The organism is Novosphingobium lentum NBRC 107847 (assembly GCF_001590965.1).
Classification (GTDB): Bacteria; Pseudomonadota; Alphaproteobacteria; order Sphingomonadales; family Sphingomonadaceae; genus Novosphingobium; species Novosphingobium lentum.
The window spans coordinates 55,603-78,711 of record NZ_BCTW01000002.1 but is presented as its reverse complement, the minus strand read 5'-3'; the positions used below and the strand labels follow the sequence as shown (position 1 = coordinate 78,711).

General features: G+C 67.9%; 23 protein-coding genes. 6 read left to right on the top strand and 17 right to left on the bottom strand.

Annotated features, from left to right (window positions below; genetic code table 11):
- Positions 1–27: 27 nt before the first annotated feature.
- A complete protein-coding gene (locus tag NL2_RS01815; protein WP_500797112.1) occupies positions 28–1,524 on the bottom strand; it encodes a L,D-transpeptidase family protein in 1,497 nt (498 codons plus the stop codon).
- A gap of 120 nt (positions 1,525–1,644) precedes the next feature.
- Here NL2_RS01815 and NL2_RS01810 point away from each other — a divergent pair, with 120 nt between their 5' ends.
- Positions 1,645–2,529: a DMT family transporter gene (locus NL2_RS01810; RefSeq protein WP_068071109.1), complete on the top strand. Its 885-nt coding sequence runs from the start codon at positions 1,645–1,647 to the stop codon at positions 2,527–2,529.
- A 67-nt stretch (positions 2,530–2,596) separates the two neighbouring features.
- Here the strand turns inward: NL2_RS01810 and NL2_RS20980 are convergent, their stop codons facing one another.
- Positions 2,597–2,734: a hypothetical protein gene (locus NL2_RS20980; RefSeq protein WP_157082988.1), complete on the bottom strand. Its 138-nt coding sequence runs from the start codon at positions 2,732–2,734 to the stop codon at positions 2,597–2,599.
- 283 nt (positions 2,735–3,017) lie between these two features.
- Between NL2_RS20980 and acnA the strand changes: the two genes are divergently transcribed.
- On the top strand, positions 3,018–5,696 hold the full coding sequence (gene acnA / locus NL2_RS01805; RefSeq protein WP_068071108.1) for an aconitate hydratase AcnA: 2,679 nt from the start codon (positions 3,018–3,020) through the stop codon (positions 5,694–5,696).
- Positions 5,697–5,990: 294 nt separating this feature from the next.
- Here acnA and NL2_RS20610 read toward each other — a convergent pair whose 3' ends face one another.
- The 4 genes from NL2_RS20610 to NL2_RS01785 all read right to left on the bottom strand — a co-directional run bounded on the left by NL2_RS20610 (position 5,991) and on the right by NL2_RS01785 (position 8,850).
- Complete coding sequence (locus NL2_RS20610) at positions 5,991–7,019, bottom strand: PEP-CTERM sorting domain-containing protein (RefSeq protein ID WP_084355790.1); 1,029 nt, start codon at positions 7,017–7,019, stop codon at positions 5,991–5,993.
- 271 nt (positions 7,020–7,290) lie between these two features.
- On the bottom strand, positions 7,291–8,316 hold the full coding sequence (gene ruvB, locus NL2_RS01795) for a Holliday junction branch migration DNA helicase RuvB (RefSeq protein WP_068071105.1): 1,026 nt from the start codon (positions 8,314–8,316) through the stop codon (positions 7,291–7,293).
- Positions 8,313–8,609, bottom strand: coding sequence for a type II toxin-antitoxin system RelE/ParE family toxin (locus tag NL2_RS01790; RefSeq protein ID WP_068071103.1), 297 nt, complete (start codon positions 8,607–8,609; stop codon positions 8,313–8,315). Before NL2_RS01790 ends, ruvB begins: the two co-directional genes overlap by 4 nt.
- Positions 8,602–8,850, bottom strand: coding sequence for a ribbon-helix-helix domain-containing protein (locus tag NL2_RS01785; protein ID WP_068071098.1), 249 nt, complete (start codon positions 8,848–8,850; stop codon positions 8,602–8,604). The genes NL2_RS01790 and NL2_RS01785 overlap by 8 nt, the downstream gene beginning before the upstream one ends.
- 218 nt (positions 8,851–9,068) lie before the next feature.
- Here NL2_RS01785 and NL2_RS01775 point away from each other — a divergent pair, with 218 nt between their 5' ends.
- The gene (locus NL2_RS01775) at positions 9,069–9,404 is read left to right on the top strand and encodes a GIY-YIG nuclease family protein (protein ID WP_068071094.1); all 336 of its coding nucleotides are present in this window, start codon (positions 9,069–9,071) and stop codon (positions 9,402–9,404) included.
- A gap of 38 nt (positions 9,405–9,442) precedes the next feature.
- Here the strand turns inward: NL2_RS01775 and ruvA are convergent, their stop codons facing one another.
- The 6 genes from ruvA to NL2_RS01745 all read right to left on the bottom strand — a co-directional run bounded on the left by ruvA (position 9,443) and on the right by NL2_RS01745 (position 13,255).
- Complete coding sequence (gene ruvA, locus NL2_RS01770; protein ID WP_068071093.1) at positions 9,443–10,048, bottom strand: Holliday junction branch migration protein RuvA; 606 nt, start codon at positions 10,046–10,048, stop codon at positions 9,443–9,445.
- A 128-nt stretch (positions 10,049–10,176) separates the two neighbouring features.
- Complete coding sequence (gene ruvC, locus NL2_RS01765; RefSeq protein WP_068071461.1) at positions 10,177–10,644, bottom strand: crossover junction endodeoxyribonuclease RuvC; 468 nt, start codon at positions 10,642–10,644, stop codon at positions 10,177–10,179.
- Positions 10,641–11,384 carry a YebC/PmpR family DNA-binding transcriptional regulator gene (locus NL2_RS01760; RefSeq protein WP_068071092.1) on the bottom strand — a complete coding sequence of 248 codons (744 nt, stop codon included), beginning with the start codon at positions 11,382–11,384 and terminating at the stop codon, positions 10,641–10,643. Before NL2_RS01760 ends, ruvC begins: the two co-directional genes overlap by 4 nt.
- Positions 11,385–11,499: 115 nt before the next feature.
- Complete coding sequence (locus NL2_RS01755) at positions 11,500–12,363, bottom strand: SDR family oxidoreductase (RefSeq protein WP_068071089.1); 864 nt, start codon at positions 12,361–12,363, stop codon at positions 11,500–11,502.
- Between the two features lie 93 nt (positions 12,364–12,456).
- Positions 12,457–12,693 (bottom strand): DUF2312 domain-containing protein, encoded by a 237-nt coding sequence (locus NL2_RS01750; RefSeq protein WP_068071087.1) that lies wholly within the window; start codon positions 12,691–12,693, stop codon positions 12,457–12,459.
- A 226-nt stretch (positions 12,694–12,919) separates the two neighbouring features.
- Positions 12,920–13,255: a DUF1244 domain-containing protein gene (locus NL2_RS01745; protein WP_068071085.1), complete on the bottom strand. Its 336-nt coding sequence runs from the start codon at positions 13,253–13,255 to the stop codon at positions 12,920–12,922.
- 69 nt (positions 13,256–13,324) lie between these two features.
- On the opposite strand from NL2_RS01745, the gene pyk reads away from it, so the two are divergent.
- A complete protein-coding gene (pyk, locus tag NL2_RS01740; protein ID WP_157082987.1) occupies positions 13,325–14,791 on the top strand; it encodes a pyruvate kinase in 1,467 nt (488 codons plus the stop codon).
- A 129-nt stretch (positions 14,792–14,920) separates the two neighbouring features.
- Here pyk and NL2_RS01735 read toward each other — a convergent pair whose 3' ends face one another.
- A complete protein-coding gene (locus NL2_RS01735; RefSeq protein WP_068071081.1) occupies positions 14,921–15,616 on the bottom strand; it encodes a YggS family pyridoxal phosphate-dependent enzyme in 696 nt (231 codons plus the stop codon).
- Between NL2_RS01735 and NL2_RS01730 the strand changes: the two genes are divergently transcribed.
- Together NL2_RS01730 and NL2_RS01725 are read left to right on the top strand one after the other, a co-directional pair.
- The gene (locus tag NL2_RS01730; protein ID WP_174522578.1) at positions 15,615–16,184 is read left to right on the top strand and encodes a thiamine phosphate synthase; all 570 of its coding nucleotides are present in this window, start codon (positions 15,615–15,617) and stop codon (positions 16,182–16,184) included. The two genes, NL2_RS01735 and NL2_RS01730, sit on opposite strands and share 2 nt — an antisense overlap.
- A 92-nt stretch (positions 16,185–16,276) precedes the next feature.
- On the top strand, positions 16,277–18,667 hold the full coding sequence (locus NL2_RS01725; protein ID WP_068071080.1) for an FtsK/SpoIIIE family DNA translocase: 2,391 nt from the start codon (positions 16,277–16,279) through the stop codon (positions 18,665–18,667).
- 82 nt (positions 18,668–18,749) lie between these two features.
- On the opposite strand, the gene arfB is transcribed toward NL2_RS01725, so the two are convergent.
- Genes arfB through pabB form a run of 4 tightly spaced genes read right to left on the bottom strand, consistent with a single transcriptional unit; the run spans position 18,750 to position 22,906 of the window.
- Complete coding sequence (gene arfB / locus NL2_RS01720) at positions 18,750–19,163, bottom strand: alternative ribosome rescue aminoacyl-tRNA hydrolase ArfB (RefSeq protein WP_068071079.1); 414 nt, start codon at positions 19,161–19,163, stop codon at positions 18,750–18,752.
- Positions 19,156–19,902, bottom strand: coding sequence for an RluA family pseudouridine synthase (locus NL2_RS01715; protein WP_245647523.1), 747 nt, complete (start codon positions 19,900–19,902; stop codon positions 19,156–19,158). Before NL2_RS01715 ends, arfB begins: the two co-directional genes overlap by 8 nt.
- Positions 19,902–21,077, bottom strand: coding sequence for a pyridoxal phosphate-dependent aminotransferase (locus NL2_RS01710; protein WP_068071078.1), 1,176 nt, complete (start codon positions 21,075–21,077; stop codon positions 19,902–19,904). The genes NL2_RS01715 and NL2_RS01710 overlap by 1 nt, the downstream gene beginning before the upstream one ends.
- Positions 21,074–22,906 (bottom strand): aminodeoxychorismate synthase component I, encoded by a 1,833-nt coding sequence (pabB, locus tag NL2_RS01705; protein ID WP_068071076.1) that lies wholly within the window; start codon positions 22,904–22,906, stop codon positions 21,074–21,076. Before pabB ends, NL2_RS01710 begins: the two co-directional genes overlap by 4 nt.
- Between the last annotated feature and the right edge of the window lie 203 nt (positions 22,907–23,109).

The window sequence follows — 23,109 nt, the reverse complement described above, 5'->3', positions numbered from 1 at the left end:
AGCCCCTGAAGAATGCCAGCTTGGCCATCACAACGGATTGTCCAGCTTGATCACTTCTTCCTTGCTGGTGCGCTGGCCGGTGTGCGGCTGGCGCGCGGCGGCGAAGCTGGCGAGGACGGGGGCGTCGCGGCCGTAAAGGTCGTCGAAGCTGCGCATCGTGCCGGTCACGTCGCGCGCCATGGTGAAGTACGTGATGTAGACCGGGAAGGTCTTGGTCATCGGCACGCGCGTGTACTTGCCCGACAGCGTGTATTCCACGCCCTGTTCCGGCGTCAGGTCGGCACCGAGCATCGCCATGGTCATGCCCAGTTCGCTCGCGCGTTCGGTGCGCACGCAGCCGTGGCTCAACGCCCGGCTGGGCAGGGCGAACAGGCTGCGGTTGGGGGTGTCGTGGATGAAGATCGCATGCTCGTTGGGCATGTCGAGCTTCATCAGCCCCAGCGAGTTCTTCGGCCCCGGCTGCTGCACCACGGTGATCGTGCCGTCGGCGGACTTGGTCACGGCATAGCCCTGGCGCTTCGCGGCGGGGATGTTGGCGGCAAGCCTGACGCCCAGGCCTTCGCCTTTCACGATCGACTGCGGCACGGTCCAGGTGGGGTTGAAGATCACGCCCTGCACCTTGACCGCCAGCTGCGGCGTGGCAGTGCGCCCCGGCTTGCCCACGATCGTGCGGTAGCTGGTGATGATCTTGTTATCGACCGTCAGCTTCAGCATCTGTTCGGGCACGTTGGTAAGCAGGTACTGCAGCCCCAGGTCGCGCGGCAGCCAGCGCCAGCGGTCCATGTTGATGCGGATCAGCGTGGCGATCGCCGGGTCTTTCGCCTTGGGCAGCGTTTCGCGCAGCAGCGCATAGTCGGGGTTGGTCGGGTCGAGCCCGGCCAGCACGCCCTTGACGTTGTGCGCGTTGAGCGCGGCGGTAAGCAGTCGCGGCGTGGGGTTGGCATCGACATCGGGATCGACCACGAACCACTGCGCGCGGCTGTCCATCGGCGTGCGCCCGTCGCGCAAGTCTTCGGCCAGCCAGCCGAACAGCTTGGTCGCCGTGGCGTCAAGCGACGGCCCTTCGCCATCGGCGATCGCGGCGGCGAGTGTGGCGGGCTGGTAATCCCTGGCGAACAGGCCTTCCTTGCCGATGCCCTGGATCGCCTCGAGCAAGCCTTGCGCATCCGCCAGCGCCCAGTGCGGCGGCGGCGCGGGCGGGGCCGGCGGCACCACGACAGTGGCTGCGGTCGCATCCGCACCGGGCAGCGCGGGGGTCGTGGCGGTCGAGGCGGGGACGGCGGTGGTGGGCAGCGGTTTTGGCGCCTGGCGTGCCTGCGCGGTGAGGTCCACCGGGCCGCTTTGCGCGCGCGCGCGCGCCGGGGGCGCGAGCAGCGAGGCACCCAGCACTGGGCCGATAAGCACTGGGCCGAGCAGTACGGCCAGTTTCATCCGTTCGATCACGCGCAATCCCTGTTCCTTCAACTGGCCATCGTGCGGCGGTATCGGCACCGCGGCCACGGTTACCGATGATTCCTGCCCCAAGCCCGTCCCCCGATCAAGCAGCGCGGCTGACTCCAGCCTGAATTGCGGTGGAAGGCGGTGGTCGCCGGCTGCAATTCCGGGCGGTGGCGCAAACGCGCCACAGCGGTTAGGGCGGGCCCAATGGCGCGTCACACCCATTTCCTGCCGATCGTGGTGGCCATTGCCGGGCTGTGCCTGTTCGGGGTGATGGACGGCGCGATGAAGGCCGCCGCGATCGCTGAAGGCGCCTATGCCGCGATGTTCTGGCGCGGGCTGGTGGGCGCTGCGCTGATGCTGCCGCTGTGGCTGTGGCGCGGGCAGGGCTGGCCGTCGCGTGCGGTGCTGCGGCTGCACCTGACGCGCAGCGCGGTGGCGGCGGTAATGGCGGTGCTGTTCTTCTATGGCCTGGTGCGCACGCCGATGGCCGATGCGATGGCACTGTCATTCATCGCCCCGCTGATCGCGCTGTACCTGGCCGCCGCGACGCTGGGCGAGACCATCGGCCGGCGTGCGATCGTGGGATCGACGCTGGGGCTGGTCGGCGTGGTGGTGATCGCGGCGGGCAAGCTGGCGGGCCACGCGTACGAACCCGAGGCGGTGAAGGGTCTGTTCGCGATCCTCGGCTCGGCGGTGCTTTATGCGTGGAACCTGGTGCTGCAGCGACGGCAGGCGCAGCTTGCTCGACCGGAGGAAATCGCCTTTTTCCAGACCGCGATCGTGTTCTGCATTCTGGGGCTGGGCGCGCCATGGCTGGCGCCGCTGCCGCACCCCGGCACCTGGATCGAACTGGTCGCCGCCGCCGTGCTGTCGACCGGATCGCTGATGCTGCTCGGCTGGGCTTATGCCCGCGCCGAAGCGCAAGTGCTGGTGCCGATGGAATACACCGCGTTCATCTGGGCCGCGCTGGTCGGCTGGGTGGCGTTCCATGAGCCGCTGACCCTGCGCACCATGGCGGGCGTGGTGCTGATCGTCGCCGGCTGCCTGATCGCGGCGCGCGGCACGCATCCTCTGCCGGAGCCGGGGTAGGGGGTGAATTCGCGCCGTCCCGGGTCAAGTCCGGGACGACGGGCTTTGCCGAGCGACCCGTGTTATCTCAGCCCGGCAAGACCCCCTGCAGTCCGGCGAACAGCGCGCCGAACGAACCGGCCACGGCCAGCGCCAGCGCCATCACGGCGCCCGAAAACCCAGGTGCCATCGCGCCGGGAAGGCCCGGCTCGCGGTCGTTGATCATCGTCGCCATGCCCCTGCTGACCCGCGCACCTGTGGTCCGCGCGCCGATATGTCGTTCGTCATTCCCCATCGGGGGAAATGATTGACGTGGCGTTGCGTTCCTTGAGGCAATTTTCCCTTAAGCCCACCCTTGACCTCGGCGGCGTAAACGCGCATCGCCGCGGTGTTTTCGGGCCGCCACACAACCGACGTTTTCATCGCTTGCCGCGCTTCGTCATGCCGCGGTCAGGGATGGATTGTGTGGGCGTGCGTGGCGGCCTTCTCAGGAGGGAAGACGTTACGCCATGACCCAGGTCGGACACGATACACTCGGAACGCGCACCACGATGACAGTGGGCAACCGCGAAGTTGCCTACTATTCTCTGGCCAAGGCCGCGCAGAAATTCGGCGACGTTTCGCGCCTGCCGTTCTCGATGAAAGTGCTGCTGGAAAACCTGCTGCGCTTCGAGGATGGCGGCTTCACCGTATCGACCGCCGATGTCGAGGCGCTGATCGCCTGGCAGAAGGACCCGTCGGGTTCGGCGCGCGAGATCCAGTACCGCCCGGCGCGCGTGCTGCTGCAGGATTTTACCGGCGTGCCGTGCGTGGTCGATCTGGCCGCGATGCGCGACGCGATCGCCAAGCTGGGCGGCGATACCTCCAAGATCAACCCGCTGGTGCCGGTGCACCTGGTGATCGATCACTCGGTCATGGTCGATGAATTCGGCCACCCCAAGGCGTTCGAGCAGAACGTCGAGATCGAATACCATCGCAACGGCGAACGCTACGACTTCCTCAAGTGGGGCTCCAAAAGCCTCGACAACTTCAAGGCGGTGCCCCCGGGCACGGGCATCTGCCACCAGGTGAACCTGGAACACATCGCGCAAGCCGTGTGGACCAGCGAAGACCAGAACGGCCAGACAGTCGCCTATCCCGACACCTGCGTCGGCACCGACAGCCACACCACCATGATCAACGGCCTGGGCGTGCTCGGCTGGGGCGTCGGCGGGATCGAGGCCGAGGCCGCGATGCTCGGCCAGCCGGTGTCGATGCTGATCCCCGAAGTGGTCGGGTTCAAGCTGACCGGCACGCTCAACGAAGGCGTGACCGCGACCGACCTCGTGCTCACCGCCACGCAGATGCTGCGCGCCAAGGGCGTGGTCGGCCGTTTCGTCGAATACTACGGCCCCGGCCTTGCCTCGCTGACGCTGGCCGATCGCGCCACGCTGGCCAACATGGCGCCCGAATATGGCGCAACCTGCGGCTTCTTCGGCATCGATGAAAAGACGCTGGACTACATGCGCCTGACGGGTCGTGAGGAAGACCAGATCGCGCTGGTCGAAGCCTATGCCAAGGAGCAGGGTTTCTGGCTGTCGGCCGACATGGCCGACCCGATCTTCACCGATACGCTCGAACTCGACATGGCATCGGTGGTGCCCTCGCTCGCCGGGCCGAAGCGCCCGCAGGACAAAGTCGTGCTCACCGAAGTGGACGACGTGTTCAACGCCGATCTCGCCTCGATCTACAAGCACGACGGGCTCAAGCGCGTGGCGGTTGCCGGCAAGGACCACGACATCGGCGATGGCGACGTGGTCATCGCCGCGATCACCAGCTGCACCAACACCTCCAACCCGGGCGTGCTCGTCGCCGCCGGGCTGGTCGCCAAGAAGGCCAACGAACTGGGGCTCAAGCCCAAGCCGTGGGTCAAGACCAGCCTTGCACCGGGATCGCAGGTGGTCACCGACTATCTGATCAAGGCCGGGCTGCAGAGCCATCTCGACGCCATCGGGTTCAACCTCGTCGGCTACGGCTGCACCACCTGCATCGGCAACTCCGGCCCGCTGGCCGAACCGATCAGCGCCGCGATCAACGGCAACGACATCGTCGCCGCCTCGGTCATCTCGGGCAACCGCAACTTCGAGGGCCGCGTGTCGCCCGATGTGCGCGCCAACTTCCTCGCCAGCCCGCCACTGGTGGTCGCCTATGCGCTGAAGGGCACGGTGACCGAAGACTTCACCACCACCCCGATCGGGCAGGGCAGCAACGGGCAGGACGTATTCCTCAAGGACATCTGGCCGACCAACGCCGAAGTCCACGACCTGATGACCTCGTCGATCAGCCGTGAGATGTTCCAAGCGCGCTATTCCACGGTCTACAAGGGTGACGAGCACTGGCAGGCGATCAACGTCGAAGGTTCGGAAACCTACTCGTGGCGCGCCGGATCGACCTATGTCGCCAACCCGCCGTACTTCGAGGGCATGAGCATGACTCCTGCGCCGGTGCAGGACATCATCGATGCCAAGCCGCTGGCGATCCTGGGTGATTCGATCACCACCGATCACATCAGCCCCGCCGGTTCGATCAAGGCCGACAGCCCCGCGGGCAAGTGGCTGATGGAGCATCAGGTCGCCAAGGCCGACTTCAACTCGTACGGCGCGCGCCGTGGCCACCACGACGTGATGATGCGCGGCACCTTCGCCAACATCCGCATCAAGAACGAGATGGTCCCCGGCATCGAAGGCGGCATGTCGGTCTACAAGGGCGTGACGATGTCGATCTACGACGCCGCCATGGCGCACAAGGCCGATGGCACGCCGCTGGTGGTGATCGCGGGCAAGGAATACGGCACCGGTTCCAGCCGTGACTGGGCGGCCAAGGGCACCAACCTGCTCGGCGTGCGCGCGGTCATCGTCGAAAGCTTCGAGCGTATCCACCGCTCGAACCTGGTCGGCATGGGCGTGCTGCCGCTGCAGTTCTCGGACGGCACCAGCCGCCAGAGCCTAGGGCTGACCGGCGACGACATGTTCACCATCACCGGCGTCGCCGGCCTCGAACCGCGCCAGCAGGTCGATGTCGAAGTGACGCGCCCCGATGGCACCAGCTTCACCTTCAAGGCGCTGTGCCGCATCGATACCGCCAACGAGCTGGAATACTTCCTCAACGGCGGCATCCTGCACTACGTGCTGCGCAAGCTGGCGGCGTGATGGAGTGAGCGCGGTGCCGGGGGACCGGCGCTGCGGTCGGAATTGAGAAGCCCCGTCGAACTCGGGTTCGGCGGGGTTTTTCTTTGCCCGAAACAAACGTCGTCCCGGACCTGATCCGGGACCGCTGGCATGATCGGCGTAACCTCGGGCTCACAGGCCACCGGTCCCGGATCAAGCCCGGGACGACGCCATTCGACTTATGATGGGCATGAACCCAAACCAAAAAGGGCGGCTCCCCCCGGAGCCGCCCTTTCGCGTTTGGCGCGACGGGAGCGCGCCGGATGGGGAATTCGATCAGGCGGCGGCTGTGGCCGTGGCACCGTAGCGGCGGCGCAGGACCAGCGCGGCGGCGGCGGCGCCGAACAGCAGCACCATCGAAGGCTCTGGAACCGGGGTCCCGCCGCTGGTGTTGCCCGAGGTCGTGTTGCCCGACGTGGTGTTGTTGCCAGACGTGCTCGAGGTCACGTTGCCCGATGACGAGCTGGTGACGTTGCCTGAGGACGACGAGGTAACATTGCCCGAAGAACTGCTCGAGACATTGCCCGAGCTGCTGGACGTGACGTTGCCCGATGAGGACGTCGAGCTGGACGTGCTGCTGGTGACATTGCCCGACGACGATGTCGACGACGAGATCCCGCCGGTGGAGCTGGTGACATTGCCCGAGGACGAGGTCACCCCGCCCGTGCTGCTGCTGACGTTGCCCGACGACGAGCTGATGTTGCCCGAGCTGGTCGAGGTCGAGCTGGTCAGCCCGCCGGTCGAGCTCGAAGTGGAGCTGGTGAGGCCGCCGGTGGAGGTCGACGACGATCCGCCCGAGGTCGAGCTGGAACCGCCCGAGCTGGAGGTGGAACCGCCCGAGGTCGAACTGGAGCCGGTGCTGGTCGAGGAGATGACCACGCTGCCGCCGCCACCGCTGCCGCCGCCCCCGAAGAAGCCGCCGAAGAACCCGCCGCCGAAGCCGCCGATCGGGCCGCCGCCGATGACCACCGGATAGCCGCCGTCACCACCGCCGCCGCCCTGGGGCAGCGGAGGAAGCGGGGGCAGGTAGGGCTGCGGCGCCAGCGCCAGTTGCTGCGGCGCCTGGCAGCTCTTGGTCGTGACGGTGCGGACCACGCGGCGGGCCCGGTGGACCGGGCGGGCGGCCACGCGGCGCTGCGCCACATGGTGCGGTGCGCGGTGCACCGTCTTGATCGACTTGATCGATTTGGTGTGGTGGATTTCCCCGGTGGAAGGGGCTTCCGACACGTGCACGGCACCGCCGCCCAGCATCGCGCCGCCTGCAGCGCATGCTGCCAATTTCGCCAGGGCCATCCGAATCGACATGGTCTTTGCTCTCATTGCCTACTGTGGGGGCGGGTACAGGATCGTGCGTTAACACGGTCCTTTCGCCTTCCCTGATGGCCTGATGAACGCAGATGACTCCGCCCGCGACAACGGTGTTAACCGTGTTTCAGCCCCGCGAATCGGGAAATAATGCAGGTGCCGGGGGCGGTGCGGTAACTGTGTCCCGATTTGGAACCGAACTTGGAGGGAGTCTTCGTGCGTCCCCGTCGTGAGGCGGAAAACGGACTTGGCGCCAAACTCGACGTCGGAACTACTCCCCCTCGTCGAACAACCCGGTCTGGCTGCCCGTGGGCGGACTGAGTCCCAGGTGCACCCACGCGCGGTCGTTGAGGCAGCGGCCGCGCGCGGTGCGGGCAACCAGGCCGAGCTGGATCAGGTACGGCTCGATCACTTCCTCGATCGTGTCGCGCGGCTCGGACAGGCCCGCCGCCAGCGTTTCCACGCCCACCGGCCCGCCTTTGTAGATGTCCGCGATCATCGTGAGATAGCGCCGGTCCATCGCATCCAGCCCCAGCGCATCGACCTCCAGCCGGGTCAGCGCGGCATCGGCGATTGCGCGCGTGACCACACCATCGCCCGCGACATGCGCGAAGTCGCGCACGCGGCGCAGCAGCCGCCCGGCCACGCGCGGGGTGCCGCGCGCACGCCGCGCGATCTCGCGTGCGCCGTCGGGCTCCATCGCCACGCCCAGCAATGTCGCCCCGCGCGCCACCACACGTTCAAGCTCGGGTATCGTATAGAAATTCAGCCGCACCGGGATGCCGAAACGGTCGCGCAACGGGGTGGTCAGCAGCCCCTGCCGCGTGGTCGCGCCGACCAGCGTGAACGGCGGCAGATCGATCCGCACCGACCGCGCCGACGGCCCCTCGCCGATGATGAGGTCGAGCGCGCGGTCCTCCATCGCCGGATACAGCACTTCCTCGACCACCGGGTTCAGGCGGTGGATCTCGTCGATGAACAGCACGTCGCCGGGCTCAAGGTTGGTGAGCAGCGCGGCCAGATCGCCCGACTTGGCGATGACCGGGCCGCTGGTGGCGCGAAAGCCCACGCCCAGTTCGCGCGCGACGATCTGCGCCAGCGTGGTCTTGCCCAGCCCCGGCGGGCCGAAGAACAACACATGGTCCATCGCCTCGCCACGCGATTTCGCGCTTTCGATGAACACCCGCAAGTTGTCCCGCGCCGCCTCCTGCCCGACGAATTCGGCGAGCGTCTTGGGCCGCAACGCGGCGTCAGCGTCGTCCGGCTGGCGGATGGGGGAGAGGAGGGGTTCGGTCATTTGGGGAGGTGCCGGGAAACTTCGCGCGAATGGTGCAGGATGCGAGAGATGCGCACGGTCTGTCCATCAACCCGATACACTATCCTGTGCCGGTTGCAGACAAGGCCGCGAAATTCCTTGCCCCAACCCGGCTTCGCTTCGCCGCTGTAGGGATGACTTGCAAGCAGCGCCATGCAGCGATCCACATCATCCTGGTAAGCATCCGCAGCGGCTCCACCGAAATGCGCTTCGCCATATTCACCGATGTCCACCAGATCGGCCGCCGCTGCCCGGCTCAGGACAACTTCAGCCACGCCGGGCGCGGCGCTCGGCGGCGATTTCCCTCAGGACGTCCCGCGCGTCGCGATCGATGTATCCCGAAGCCTCGCCTTCCGCGATCTTTTCGCGCACCCACGCCGTATCGGCGGCTTCCTCAAGATCGCGGCGGATCAGTGCGAGCAGGTAATCGCTCGCGCTCGCGTAATGTCCATCGGCGAGGCGCGACTTGAACTGACCGGCAAGGTCGTCGGGAAGCGATAAGCTGAGGTCGGTCATTGCGTCACCATACGCGTTGTCTGGGTTGCGGCCAAGGTGCCTGACCGTGCCGTCGCCGACTGGCCGACGAACCCGGCGAGCGTCTTGGACCGCAACGCCGCGTCGGCGTCGTCCGGTTGGCGGATGGGGGAGAGGAGGCGTGCAGATACCTCCAAACCCATCCCATCTTCGTCACCCTGAACTTGTTTCAGGGTCCATTTCACCGCAAGCTCGGGCACATGCGGCAAGAGCGCGTTCCGTGCAGCTACATCCTCGCCAGCGGCACTTACGGCACGCTGTACATCGGCGTGACGTCCAACCTCCCGGCGCGAATGTGGCAGCACCGGACCGGGGCTTTGCCGGGCTTTTCCTCTCGCAACCGGACTTATTGCCTTGTTCACTTTGAGTTCCATGCAACGATGGAGCACGCCATCGTCCGTGAGAAGCAGCTCAAGAACTGGCATCGTCCATGGAAGATCAACCTGATCAACGAGGGGAATCCGCATTGGGCGGACCTTGCGATGGGGCTGGGCTTGCCTCCGCTTGCTCCGGGCAAACCGAGAAATGGATCCTGAAACGAGTTCAGGATGACGATGGGGCGAGGTAGTTGCGCTCACCCCGCCGCCCTCTTCAACGCAACCCTCACCAGCGCGTCCAGCTCCGCTCCGTCGCCCAGTTCTTCCACCGCGCGCGCCACCGCAGCGCTGGCGATGGCGGGCTTGAACCCCAGGTTCTGCAGGGCCGAGACCGCATCCGCGCTGGCCGAGCCGGGCGGGGGCGCCAGCGCTCCGGGGGGGGCGCCGGGGAAGCTGGCCATGCCGCCGGCCTTGTCCTTCAGTTCGTTGACGATGCGGCTGGCGAGTTTGGGGCCGACACCGTTGGCGCGCGCGACCATCGCCGCATCGCCGCCCGCGCAGGCGCGTTGCAGTTCCTCGCCCGACAGCGCCGAGAGGATCGCCAGCGCGACCTTGCTGCCCACGCCCTGCACGCCCGTTAGCAGGCGAAACCAGTCGCGCTCCGCTCCGCTGGCGAAGCCGATCAGGCGCATGTCGTTTTCGGAGACCTGAAGCTCGGTGTAGACGGTGCAACCCTCGCCCCGGATGCCGAGAGCAGCGAGCGTCTTGGCCGAGCAGTGGACGAGGTAGCCCACGCCCGCCACGTCGATCACCGCCCAGTCGGCGCCGGTTTCATCGAGCAGGCCGGAAAGCTTGGCGATCATGCTTTGTTCCTTGGCACAACCATTCCATATGCGAAAGCCGGTTTCGTGCGTCCCCGCGAAGGCGGGGACCTCATGCGGATCAAGTGCATGTTGGCCCTAGGTCCCCGCCTGCGCGGGGACGCAGTTGGTTATCGCCCCACGTGCGCGTGGGTGATAGCCACCGCCAGCGCATCGGCCGCGTCCGCCCCCGCCAGCTTCACGCCGGGCAACAGCACCTTGAGCATCGCCTGGACTTGCGCCTTTTCGGCCGCGCCGGTGCCGACCAGCGCCTTCTTGACCAGCCGCGTGGCGTATTCGGCCACGGGCAGCCCGGCGCGGGCGAGCGCGAGCAGGCACACGCCGCGCGCCTGCCCCAGCTTTAATGTGGACTGCGCGTTGGAGTTGACGAAGACTTCCTCGACCGCGCCGGCATCGGGGCGATGGGCCAGGATCACGTCGGTCAGCTCGCGGTCGAGCACCACCAGCCGCTCGGCCAGCGGTTGCGCGGGGTCGGTCTTGACCTGGCCGTTGGCGATGTGGCTGAGACGGTTGCCCGATTTGGCGATGACCCCCCAGCCGGTGCAGCCGAGGCCGGGATCGAGGCCGATGATGATCAGCCCAGCGTCTCCAGCACCGCGTCGCTGACTTCGTAGTTGCCCCACACGGTCTGCACGTCGTCGTCTTCCTCGAGCACGTCGATCAGCTTGAACAGCGTGGCGGCGTCGGCTTCGCTGACGTCGACCTTGAGGCCGGGCCGCCACGCCAGCTTGACCGCTTCGGCCTCACCCAGCGTCTTTTCCAGTTCGCGGCTGACCGGGTGGAGCACGTCGATGCTGGTCCAGATCGCATGGCCGTCGTCGTCGCTCTCGACATCGTCGGCACCAGCTTCGATCGCGGCTTCGAGCACTTTTTCCTCGTCACCCGCCTTGGCGCCGTATTCGATCAGGCCCAGCCGATCGAAGCCGTGGCTGACCGCGCCGCTGGCGCCCAGATTGCCGCCGTTCTTGGAAAACGCTGTGCGCACGTTGGTGGCGGTGCGGTTGCGGTTGTCGGTCAGCGCCTCGACGATGATCGCCACGCCGCCCGGGCCATAGCCCTCGTAGCGCACTTCCTCGTAGTTCTCGGCGTCGCCCTTGGATGCCTTGTCGATCGCGCGCTGGATGTTGTCCTTGGGCACCGACTGCGCCTTGGCGGCGTTGACGGCCGCACGCAGCCGCGGGTTAAAGTCCGGATCGGGCATGCCCATCTTGGCCGCGACGGTGATTTCGCGGCTGAGCTTGGAAAACAGCCCCGCGCGCTTTTTGTCCTGCGCGCCCTTGCGGTGCATGATGTTCTTGAATTTGGAATGGCCTGCCATGGCTCGCGCTTCTGCTTTTGAAATAAGGTGCGGTAAAGTGGCGCGCCCTTACACCTTCGCGCAGTCTAAAGGCAACCGCTGCCACCCGCCGCGCTCCGGCAAACAGCATGCGCGCTCAGCCGTTGACGATGGTGCCCCCGTTGGGATGCAGCACCTGACCCGACATATAGCTCGAATCGCTGCAGGCCAGAAACAGGAACGCCGGCGCGACTTCGTTGGGCTGGCCGGGGCGGCCCATCGGCGTCTTCTCGCCGAAGTGGGCCAGCTTTTCCGGGCTGGCCCCGCCCGAGGGATTGAGCGGAGTCCAGATCGGCCCCGGCGCCACCGCATTGACGCGGATGCCGTCCTTGACGAGGTTTTCCGACAGCGAGCGCGTGAACGCGGTGATCGCGCCCTTGGTGCTGGAATAGTCGAGCAGCTCGGGCTCGCCCTGGTACATCGTCACCGAGGTGCAGTTGACGATCACGGCGCCCGACTTGAGATGGTCGCGCGCTGCCTGCACCACGTAGAACATCGAGAAGATGTTGGTCTGGAACGTGCGCTGCAGCTGCTGCGGGGTGATGTCGCGGATGTCCTTGTCGGGGTGCTGTTCGCCCGCGATGTTGACCACGATGTCGAGGCGGCCCCATTCGCCCACCACCCGGTCGACCAGCGCCTGCGCGACTTCGGGATCGCCAAGGTCGCCGGCAAAGCCGACCACTGCCGCGCCCTCGACCTCGCAGGCCAGGCGGGTGCGCCGGGCGTCTTCGTGCTCGTTGAGATAGGCGATCGCGACCGATGCGCCCTCGCGCGCGTAGAGCACCGCCACCGCGCGGCCGATGCCGCTGTCCGCCCCGGTGACGATCGCCACCTTGCCCGCCAGCCGCCCCGAACCGGGATAGCGCGGTTGCCATTCGGGCTGGGGATCGAGCGTCGCTTCACTGCCGGGCAGTCCATCTTCGTGGATCGGTGCGATAACGGTGGCGGTCTCGCTGCTCATCGGCCTGGTCCCATGTAAAATCAGATACATGAGACGAACCGGGGAACCCCCGGCGGGTTCCCCGGCGCTTCGCTTATGTAAGAATGACGCGGATCAGCCCAGCCCCAGCGCGGCTTTGTAAAGATCGAGAATCGTTTCCATTTCGCGGCGATCGTCGGGCTTCATTTTGCGCAGGCGCACGATCTGGCGCATGATCTTGGCGTCGTAACCCACCGCCTTGGCCTCCGCATAGACGTCCTTGATGTCGTCGGCGATGCCGCGCTTTTCTTCCTCGAGGCGTTCGACCCGCTCGATCAGCAGGCGCAGGCGGTCGTCGGTGGTTTCGGCCATCGGTGGCTCTCCGTAGGATGCAGGTGAATCGGTTGGCCGGGCTGATAGCGGCGCGGACCGGCACGGGGAAGCGGCGGGCTGTGGATAGAATGGCGGTCGAGCTTGTCCCGGCCCCGTCTTCCCGGCCCCGCCATCGTCGTCCCGGACCTGATCCGGGACCGGTGGCATTCGGACTGGAGGTCGCGTCGATCTGGCCGGCGGTGCCGGGTCGAGCCCGGGACGACGATCATTCCGCAGCGTTCAGCTTCACACTCGCTTCCATCCGCGCCAGCTGTTCGGGCGTGGCGTCGGTCTGGTAGCGCGCCTTCCATGTCGCGGCGGGCAGCCCGTGGATAACCTCCCGGGCCGAAGCTTTATCCAGCCCGGCGCCGGCATCGATAATCCAGTCGGCCAGGCAGTTGCGGCAGAAGCCCGCCAGCCCCATCAGGTCGATGTTCTGCGCATCGTGGCGGTGGCGCAAGTGGCGCACCAGCCGACGGAACGCGGCGGCAGCGACCGCATCGGGCAGCGTGTCGAGCGGATCGCCAAGGGCTTCGGGCGTTTCTGGCGAATTCGTATCCATGGTACGTGGTCCTTGGGTTTTGCGGCCTGATGAGCCATAGCCCCGCGCGTTACAGCAAGGGAGCCGGTCGTGGCCAAAGTCGATCTTCGCGGCCGCAAGGTCAAGATTCTGGCAACCGTCGGCCCGGCGAGCCGTTCGCCCGAAATGCTCGAGCGGCTCTATCGCGCCGGAGTCGATGCGTTCCGCGTCAACATGAGCCACGGCGATCACGCCACCCATGCCGAGACGATCGCCTCGATCCGCGCGCTGGAAAAGCTGATCGGCCGCCCGATCACGATCCTGTGCGACCTGCAGGGGCCGAAACTGCGCGTCGGCACGTTCAGGGACGGGCGCGCGGTGATCCGCCATTCGGGTCACTTCACGCTCGATCGCAACCCCGAGCCCGGCGACGAGACGCGCGTGTGCCTGCCGCATCCCGAACTGTTCGGCGTGCTGCACAAGGGCCAGCGCCTGCTGATCGACGACGGCAAGCTGCGGCTGCGCGTGATTCGCGCCGACGATAACGAAATCCTGTGCAGCGCCGAAGTGGGCGGGGTGATTTCCGATCGCAAGGGCGTGAACGTGCCCGATGCGGTGGTGCCGGTGCCCGCGCTGACCGAGAAGGACCGCCGCGACCTGACCTTCGCGATCGAGCATGGCGCCGACTGGATCGCGCTGTCGTTCGTGCAGCGGCCCGAGGACGTGGCCGAAGCGCGGCGGTTGATGGGTGGCCCCACGGTCAACGGCCCCGCGCTGATGGCCAAGATCGAAAAGCCTGCCGCGATCACCCGGCTGGACGAGATCATCGAGCTAAGCGACGGTATCATGGTCGCGCGTGGCGATCTCGGCGTGGAACTCAACCCCGAAGAAGTCCCGCCGCTGCAGAAGCGCATCGTCGAATCGGCGCGGCGGCAGGGCAAGCCGGTGGTCGTCGCCACCCAGATGCTCGAATCGATGATCGAAAGCCCCGCGCCGACCCGCGCCGAAGTGTCCGACGTCGCCAACGCGGTGTATGACGGCGCCGACGCGGTAATGCTCTCGGCCGAAACCGCCGCTGGCGCCTGGCCGGAAGAAGCGGTGACGATCATGCACCGCATCGCCAGCCAGGTGGAGCGCGACCCCGGCTATGCCGCGCGCATCCACTTCACCGAGATGACCCCCGACGCGACCACCGCCGACGCGCTGAGCCAGGCGTGCGCCAGCATCGCCGAAACGCTGCCGATCTCGGGCATCATCGTGTTCACCGGATCTGGATCGACCGCGCGGCGCGTGGCGCGCGAACGGCCGGCGGTGCCGATGCTGGTGCTCACCCCGTCGCTGCGCACCGCGCGCCGGGTTGGTCTGCTGTGGGGCGCCTTTGCAGTGCAGACGCGCGACATCGGCAGCTTCGAGGAGATGATCGGCAAGGGCAAGCGCATGGCGCTGCGCCACGGCTTTGGGGCCGCCGGATCGCGCCTGATCGCGCTGGCTGGCGTGCCGTTCGGTACGCCTGGGGCGACGAACCTGCTGCATGTCGTGACGCTGTCGGGCGACGAACTGAAGCGGCACGTGGTTTGATCGGGTAGCGGTTGGATAACGTCGTCCCCGATCAGGTCCGGGACGACGAAACCTCGACGATACATCCGTTCCCGCGTCGTCCCGGGCTTGACCGGGGACCGCTGGTCTTCAACGCCATTCCCGCACACTTCACCCCCGCGCCCCGAACAGCGCGCTGCCCACGCGCACATGGGTGGCGCCCATCAGGATCGCGGTTTCGAAATCGTCGCTCATGCCCATGCTCAGGCCAGCGCCGGTGAGGCCATGGTCCACCGCCAGCTTGTCGAGCAGCGCGAAGAACGGGGCGGGTTCGATCCCGGCGGGCGGCACGCACATCAGCCCGGCGAGCGGCAGGTCCGCGCCGCGCGCCTGTGTCAGCAGCGCGGGCAGGTCGGCGATCGCGCAACCGCCCTTCTGGTCCTCGGCGCCGATGTTGACCTGCACGAAGCACGGCACGCGGCGGCCGGCCTTGTCCATCGCGCGGGCGAGCGCGGTCAGCAGGCTGGGGCGGTCGAGCGAATGGATGCAGTCGAACAGCGCCACCGCCTCGTCCGCTTTGTTCGATTGCAGCTGGCCAACCAGATGCAGTGCGATGTCGGGGTGCCGGTCGCGCAATTCGGGCCATTTGGCCTGTGCTTCCTGCACGCGGTTCTCGCCGAACACGCGCTGTCCGGCGGCGATCAGCGGCGCAATCGCCTCGGCCGGGTGCGTTTTGGACACCGCGACGAGCGTTATGTCACCGGCTTCGCGCCGGGCGATGGCGGCGGCGTGGGCGATGCGCGCGCGGACATTGACGAGCCTGGCGGCGGCGGTTGCGGGGTCTGTTCCGGGTGGTGTTACTGGCATGGCGCGCTGCTATAGCGGGGCCGTGTCGAAGCGCCATAGCCTGTCTGGAAACGCCGCCGTTCCCCGCGTGTGGCTGCTGAGCGATGCGCGCAACGATGCGGTGCTGGCGCGCGCGATCCGCCGCCTGCCGCGCGGCAGCGGGGTGATTTTCCGCCACTATCACCTCGATCCGGCGGCGCGGGCAGCGCGGTTCGCGGCGTTGCGCAAGCTGGGTCGGACGCGGGGATTGGTGCTGGTGCTGGCGGGTTCTGCTGCGCTCGCCAAGCGGTGGGGCGCCGATGGGGCTTATGGCGATGCGACGACGCTGGGGCGGCGGACAGGCGGGCTGCGGCTGGCTACGGCGCACGGGCCCCGCGAGTTGCGCCGCGCCGCCGGTGCCGACGCGGTGCTGCTCTCGCCGGTCCACGCCACGCGCAGCCATCCCGGCGGGCGCGTGCTGGGGCCGTTGCGGTTCCAGCTGCTGGCGCGCCTGTCGCGGCGCCCGGTGATCGCGCTGGGCGGCATGACCGCGCGCCGCGCTGCCCGGCTCCAATGCCACGGTTTTGCGGCGATCGACGGGCTGTCCTGATCGGTTCGTCGTATCGGGACTCGCCGGATTCCCATGGATTCTTGACGGTGACTCCCCTCGTGGCGCATGATGGGCCGCGAAGGGTAGGGTTCATGGCATCTCGGGCGATCACACCAGCGAAGGGCACGGCGCGCGGACCGAACGCGGACTGGCGCGCGGTGCTGCGGCGCGGGCTGAAGCGCAGCCTTGAGCTGGCGGGCGGCGCGGTGCTGTTCGCGGCGATGCTGTTTCTGGGCATCGCGCTGGCGACTTACAGCCAGACCGACCCCTCGGTCAGCACGGCGGCGGGCGGCACGGTCGCCAACTGGATGGGCCTGCCCGGCGCGTGGGCGGCTGAGCGTGCGCTGTTCCTGTTCGGGTTCTGCGCGGTGCTGCTGCTGCCGCTGATCTATGTTTTCGCCAAGCGCCTGTGGGACGCGGCGGGCGACACGATCGACGCCGATATCGATGCGGAGGAAGACCTCGCCCCGCCCACGCGCTGGTGGCGGCCTACTCTGCTGCTGCTGTTCGCGATGGCGCTGATCGGCACCACGCTGTCGCTGACGTTCACGGGACCCGGCGGCACGCTGCCCGCCGGGCTGGGCGGCCTGGCCGGGCTGCTCGGCGCGGCGGCGGTCCATGGCATGACGCGGCTGCTGCCCCACGCGGCGCAAGGCTGGGCGATCCTGGCGCTGGCGCTGGTGTGCCTCGCCGGTGGGCTGGTCTCGGTTGGCCGGGTGTTCGCGTTCGACTGGGCCGGGCTGATGGCGCTGCCGCTCTCGCTGCGCCGTGCGCCACGCGAAGGCGGCGAAAAAAGCGCCCTGCCGTTCGTGGCCGACGCGGGCCGCAAGCTGCGTGCGCCCAGGGCGGCGAAGCCCGAACCCGTGGTCGAGGCGATCCCGCGCAAGACCACCGAAATCACCGATCCCTCGCGCCCGCCGTCGCCGGCGCAGCTCAACGCGCGCAGCAAGCAGGGCGACCTGTTCGACAAGTACGAACTGCCCGGCCTCGACATCCTCAACGAAGTGCCCGCCGGGTCGATCAAGAAGATCGACAAGCTGGCGCTGGAGCGCAACGCGCGCCTGCTCGAGAACGTGCTCGACGATTTCAACGTGAAGGGTGAAATCACCGCCGTGCGCACCGGCCCGGTGGTGACGATGTACGAACTGGAACCCGCGCCGGGGATCAAGGCCAGCCGCGTGATCGGGCTGGCCGACGATATCGCCCGCAACATGAGCGCGATCTCGGCGCGTGTCTCGTCGATCCCGGGGCGCACGGTGATGGGCATCGAACTGCCCAATGCCGACCGCCAGATGGTCTCGTTCCGCGAGATCGTGGCCTGCGACACGTTCGTCAATTCGCGCGCGCTGCTGCCGATCATTCTGGGGCAGGATATTTCGGGCGAGCCGATTGTCGCCGATCTGGCGGCCATGCCCCACTTGCTGGTCGCGGGCACCACCGGATCGGGCAAGTCGGTGGGGCTCAACTGCATCCTGCTGTCGCTGCTGTACCGTCTGACGCCGGCGCAGTGCCGCCTGATCCTGGTCGATCCCAAAGTGCTCGAGCTGAAAAGCTACGACGACATTCCGCACCTGCTTTCGCCCGTGGTCACCGAACCGGCCAAGGCGGTGCGCGCGCTGAAGTGGGCGGTGGAGGAAATGGAGCGCCGCTATCGCATGATGAGCAGCATCGGCGTGCGCAACATCTCGGGCTTCAACGAGAAGATCCGCGCCGCCGCATCCAAGGGCAAGCCGCTGGGCCGCCGCATCCAGGTAGGTTTCGATCCCGACAGCGGCGAGGAAATGTTCGAGGAACAGCAGCTCGATTTCCAGGTGCTTCCGCAGATCGTGGTGATCGTCGACGAACTCGCCGATCTCATGGTCACCGTCGGCAAGGAAATCGAGGTGCTGATCCAGCGGCTGAGCCAGAAAAGCCGCGCGGCGGGCATCCACCTGATCATGGCCACGCAGCGCCCGTCGGTCGATGTCATCACCGGTGTGATCAAGGCCAACCTGCCCACGCGCATCAGCTTTGCCGTGACCAGTCGCATCGACAGCCGCACCATCCTGGGCGAACAGGGCGCCGAACAGCTGCTGGGCAAGGGCGACATGCTGTACAAGCCCGCCACCGACCCGATCAAGCGCGTCCACGGCCCGTTCGTGAGCGACGAGGAAGTCGAACGCGTGGCCGATCACTGGCGCAGCCAGGGCAGCCCCGAATACGTCGATTCGGTCACCGAGGAACCCGAGGACGGCGGCTTCGGCTTCGACGATCTCGACGCGACCGCGTCCGACAACCCGGACGAGCGCAAGTACCGGCAGGTGTGCCAGCTGGTGTTCGAAAGCCAGAAAGCCTCGGCCAGCTGGATCCAGCGCCAGATGGGCGTGGGCTACAACACCGCATCGAAATGGGTGGAACGAATGGAGGCGGACGGCTTCGTCGGCCCCGCCAACCACGTCGGCCGCCGCGACATCTATCGCGACAAGGATGGCCAGCCCTTGTGAGTGGGTGGGGTTCAGAGTGCGGATATCAAACAATCCCGCTCATCCGAGCCTGTCGAAGGATCGTCCTTCCTTCTACCGCCGTTCAGTCGAAGCTGACTTTCCCCCGTCCGGCCTTGACCACGCCGCGCTTCTTCTTGCCGTCGAGCCGCGCGGCCTTGCCCACGCGGTTGAGGCGCGATTTGGCGCGCTTGACCGGCAGGTTCTGCGCGTCTTCCAGCATTTCGGCGAGCCGGGCGCGGGCATCGGTGCGGTTGGCTTCCTGCGTGCGGAACCGGCGCGCGGTGAAGATCAGTTCGCCGCCCGCCGTCATCCGGCTGCCCGCAAGACCCTTCAGCCGGTGGAACACTTCGGGCGGCAGGCGCAGCGCGAACACGTCCAGCCGCAGCTGCACCGCGGTCGCCACCTTGTTGACGTTCTGCCCGCCGGGACCGGCCGAGGCGATGAAGCTTTCGCTCGCCAGCGCGATCGCGCGCGGGACCAGCGTATCGTCAGCCATCGGAAGGGGCGGCAACATCGGCTGGAGCGACCGCTTCGGGTGAGCCGGCCGCATCCGGATCGGTAAAGCCCAGCGCCAGAAAGTCGGCCGGCAGCGGCGCCACCGCCTCGATCGGCGGTTTCTCGCCGCGCCGCACGGTCAGCCCGGCGGCGTGGAGCATCGTGCGCGATGCACCTTCGCCGCTGCCGTAGATCGGATCGCCGAGCAGCGGCGCGCCCAGCCCGGCCAGCGCGTGGATGCGGATCTGGTGGGTGCGCCCGGTCTCGGGCCGGAATTCGACCAGCGTGCGTTCGCCGATCACCGCCAGCTTGCGCCAGTGGGTGACCGACGGCTTGCCCTTTTTCGCCGCGATCATCCGCCAGCCCTCATCGGCGCTGCTGATCTTGGACAGCGACAGCGCGATCGTGCCCTCATCCGCCTCGAGCAGCCCGGCGACCACGCCAAGATAGCGCTTGTCCACCTCGCGCGCCTCGAACGCGGCGGCGAAGCGTTTCAGCGCCTTGGGGTTGCGCGCCAGCAGCAGACAGCCCGAGGTGTCGCGGTCGAGCCGGTGCACCGCCACCGGATCGCGCTGGAAGCCCAGCCGCAGCGAGGGCGCATAATCGTCGAGGCTGACGCCCCCGGCGCGCGGGCGATCGACCGCGAGGCCGGCGGGTTTGTCGATCACCAGCGCCTCGCCGTCTTCGAACAGGATCCGGTCGGCGAGGCCGCCGTCGTGCATCGGGCGACTGTGGTACATCAGGAAACGGCCTTTTCAATGCGGCGGAGCGCCTCGGCCAACCGGGCCTCGTCGGCGGCGAAACTGATGCGGAACCCGTTGCGCCCGCCGAACGATGACGCGGAGACGACCGCCACGCCATGGTCGAGCAAGTGCAGCGCCAGCGTCTCGTCATCGCCGAACCGCGCCATCAGCGGTGCGGCATCGACCATGCAGTAGAACGCGCCGTCGGGCACTGGGGTGGACAGGCCGGGGATGGCGTTGATCGCGCTCACGACCATGTCGCGCCGCGCGCGGAAGCGTTCGCGCCAGTCGCGCAGGAAGTCCTGCGGGCCTTCGAACGCTGCGGCCGCGGCGGCCTGGCTGATCGAGCAGGCATTGCCCGAGGAGTGCGACTGCAGCCGCTCCATCGCCGCGATCAGCCATTCGGGGCCGGTCGCGACGCCGATGCGGAAACCGGTCATCGCGTGGCTTTTGGACACGCCCGAGATGGTCAGCACGCGGTCTGCCAGCGCCGGACATTCGACCGCCAGCGTGGCGTGCGCCCCGGCGCCGTAACGCAACGGCGCGTAGATATCGTCGCTCATCACCAGCACGCGCGGATGGCGCAGCAGCACTTCGCCCAGCGCGCGCAGTTCGTCTGCCGGATAGGTCGCGCCGGTCGGGTTGCCCGGGCTGTTGAGCAGCAGCCAGCGCGTGTTGGGGGTGATCGCGGCTTCGAGCTCCGCAGCGGTGATGCGGAAACCGCCAGCGGCGTCGGTCGGCAGCGCGAACACCACTGCCCCGGCAAAGCGCACGATCTCGGGATAGCTGACCCACCACGGCGACGGGATCAGCACTTCGTCGCCGGGATCGAGCGTGGCGAGCAGCGCGTGGAAGATCGCCTGTTTGCCGCCCGCGCTGACCGTGATCTGCGATGGGGGCGCGACGATGCCGAGGTCGCGCGCGAAATGCAGCGCGGCGGCGGTTTTCAACCGGGCGGTGCCGCCCACGGCGGTGTACTTGGTGTCGCCCGCATCGAGCGCAGCCTTGGCAGCGGCGACGACGTGCGGCGGTGTGGCGAAATCGGGCTCGCCCACCGACAGCGAGATGATGTCACGCCCTTCGGCGCGCAACGCGATCGCGCGGTCGGTCATCGCGGTGGTGCGCGACGGCGCGATCCGTTCCAGCGCGGCGGACAGCCGGTCCGCGCTCATGCGCCGAGCAGCCGCGCCGGGATCAGCCCGCGCAAGGCATTGCCGATGAAGAAGCCGCCAGCCAGATCGTCCAGCCGCACTTCGCCTTCCACCGCGCGGCCTTCGTCGATCAGCGAGGCGCGCAGCACGCCGGGCAGCAGGCCCAGCGCGAGGGGCGGGGTCGCCAGTACGCCGCAGCGCTCGATAAACAGCGAGGTGAAGCTGCCTTCGGTCACCAGCCCGTCGTCGCGCAACAGCAGCGCCTCGTCCGCGCCGGCACCGCGCGCGGCGGCCAGCGCGTCTTCGTAAAACCCGCGATCCGAGCACTTGTGGCGCAACCGCCAGTCGCCGCTCGCCACCGGCACCGGCAGCACCGCGCATGTGGCAGCCCGGTCGAACGCGGGCGGCAGCGGCGCAACTTCGAGCGCGTGCGCGCCGCTCCTGGCCAGCACCAGCCGCAGTTTCGACGGCGCATCGCATTCGAAGCACAGCGCCTGGATCGCGTTCTTGATGGCATGGCGGTCGAACGCGAAACCGAGTTCGGTCGCGCTGGCCTTCATCCGGTCGAGATGCCGTTCGAGCAGCGGCACGCCGCGCGCGGGATCGAACGCCATCGTTTCGATCAGGTCGGCGGAGCCGGCAGACAGGCGCAAGAAATTCCCCTTCACCACGCATTCGCGCCATTCGCCGATGTGTTCGGAATCGGCGACCACCGCCGACCCCACCCCCATCGTCGCGCGTCCCCCCTTGGGATCGAGGCGCAAGGTGCGGATTGCCACATTGAACGCGGCGTCACCAGTGCCGTCGGCATCGAGGCCAACGGGGGCGGCAGGATCGATCCGCCCGATCGCGCCGCAGTAGACGCCGCGCGCATCGCGTTCCACCGCATCGATCAATTCCATCGCGCGGATCTTGGGCGCGCCGGTGATCGATCCGCACGGGAAAATCGCGCGCAGCAACGATCGCGCATCCTGACCATCGCACAGCCGGGCGCGGACCGTGCTCGTCATCTGGTGGACGGTGGGATAGCTCTCCACCGCGAACGGCGCCTCCACCCGCACGCTGCCCGGCACGGCCACGCGGCTCAGGTCGTTGCGCATCAGGTCCACGATCATCAGGTTTTCGGCGCGGTCCTTGGTGCTGGCGGACAGGCCGTCACGCAACATCGTATCCTCACCCGCGTCGCGGCCGCGCGGGGCGGTGCCCTTCATCGGGCGGACGGTGGCGACGCGGTCCTTCAGCGCGAAGAACAGCTCGGGCGAGAAACTGAGGTGCCAGTGCGATCCGTCCCACACCACCCCGCCATAGCCCGCGCCCGCATCGGCGCGGATCGCGGCGTACAGCGCCAGCGGATCGCCTGAAAAGCTGCCGCCGAGCGGAAACGTCAGGTTGGCCTGGTAGATGTCGCCGTCGCGGATCGCCTGCGCCAGCGTGGCGAACGCGGCGCCGTATCCGCCCGGCGAAATCTGCGGGTCGAGCGGGCCGAGCCGGGCGGGCGCCTGAGTCCCATGTGTCTCGGGCGCCTGGCGAGCCAACCACGCGGGCACGTCGGCGCTGGCCATCGCTTCGTACCCGGCAAAGCGCGCGAACCACAGCAACGGCCCGGTCGCGCCGGTGCGCGCAGGGGCCAGCGGCGTCAGCCGGGGTTCCAGCGCCAGCCCGGCCTCGTAGGCGATCGTGCCCGCCCAGTACCCGGTGCCGGTCAGCCGGTCGAGCGCGGGGCCGACCTCGTCCGGGCGGCGCGCGATGACGATCTCCAGCGGATCGCGGTAAAGCCGCGCTTCGCTGGCACCGTCCTTGCCGGATCGAGGGGGGCGGGCGTCGTCTAACAGGATGAAGGGTGCGGGCATCGGACGCGGCGGCTTCTAGCGCCCCCCCGCTCCGGATGCAAAAACCCATGGCGCGGGGCGGAGCGAGTCCCTAGAGCAGCGACTAAGACAACAGGCCCACCCGCTCATGGTGAGGAGGGGCTGAGCTTGGCGAAGACCCGTCTCGAACCACCGCCCCGCTCGACTGGCGGGTCCTTCGAGACACCGCTTCGACAAGCTCAGCG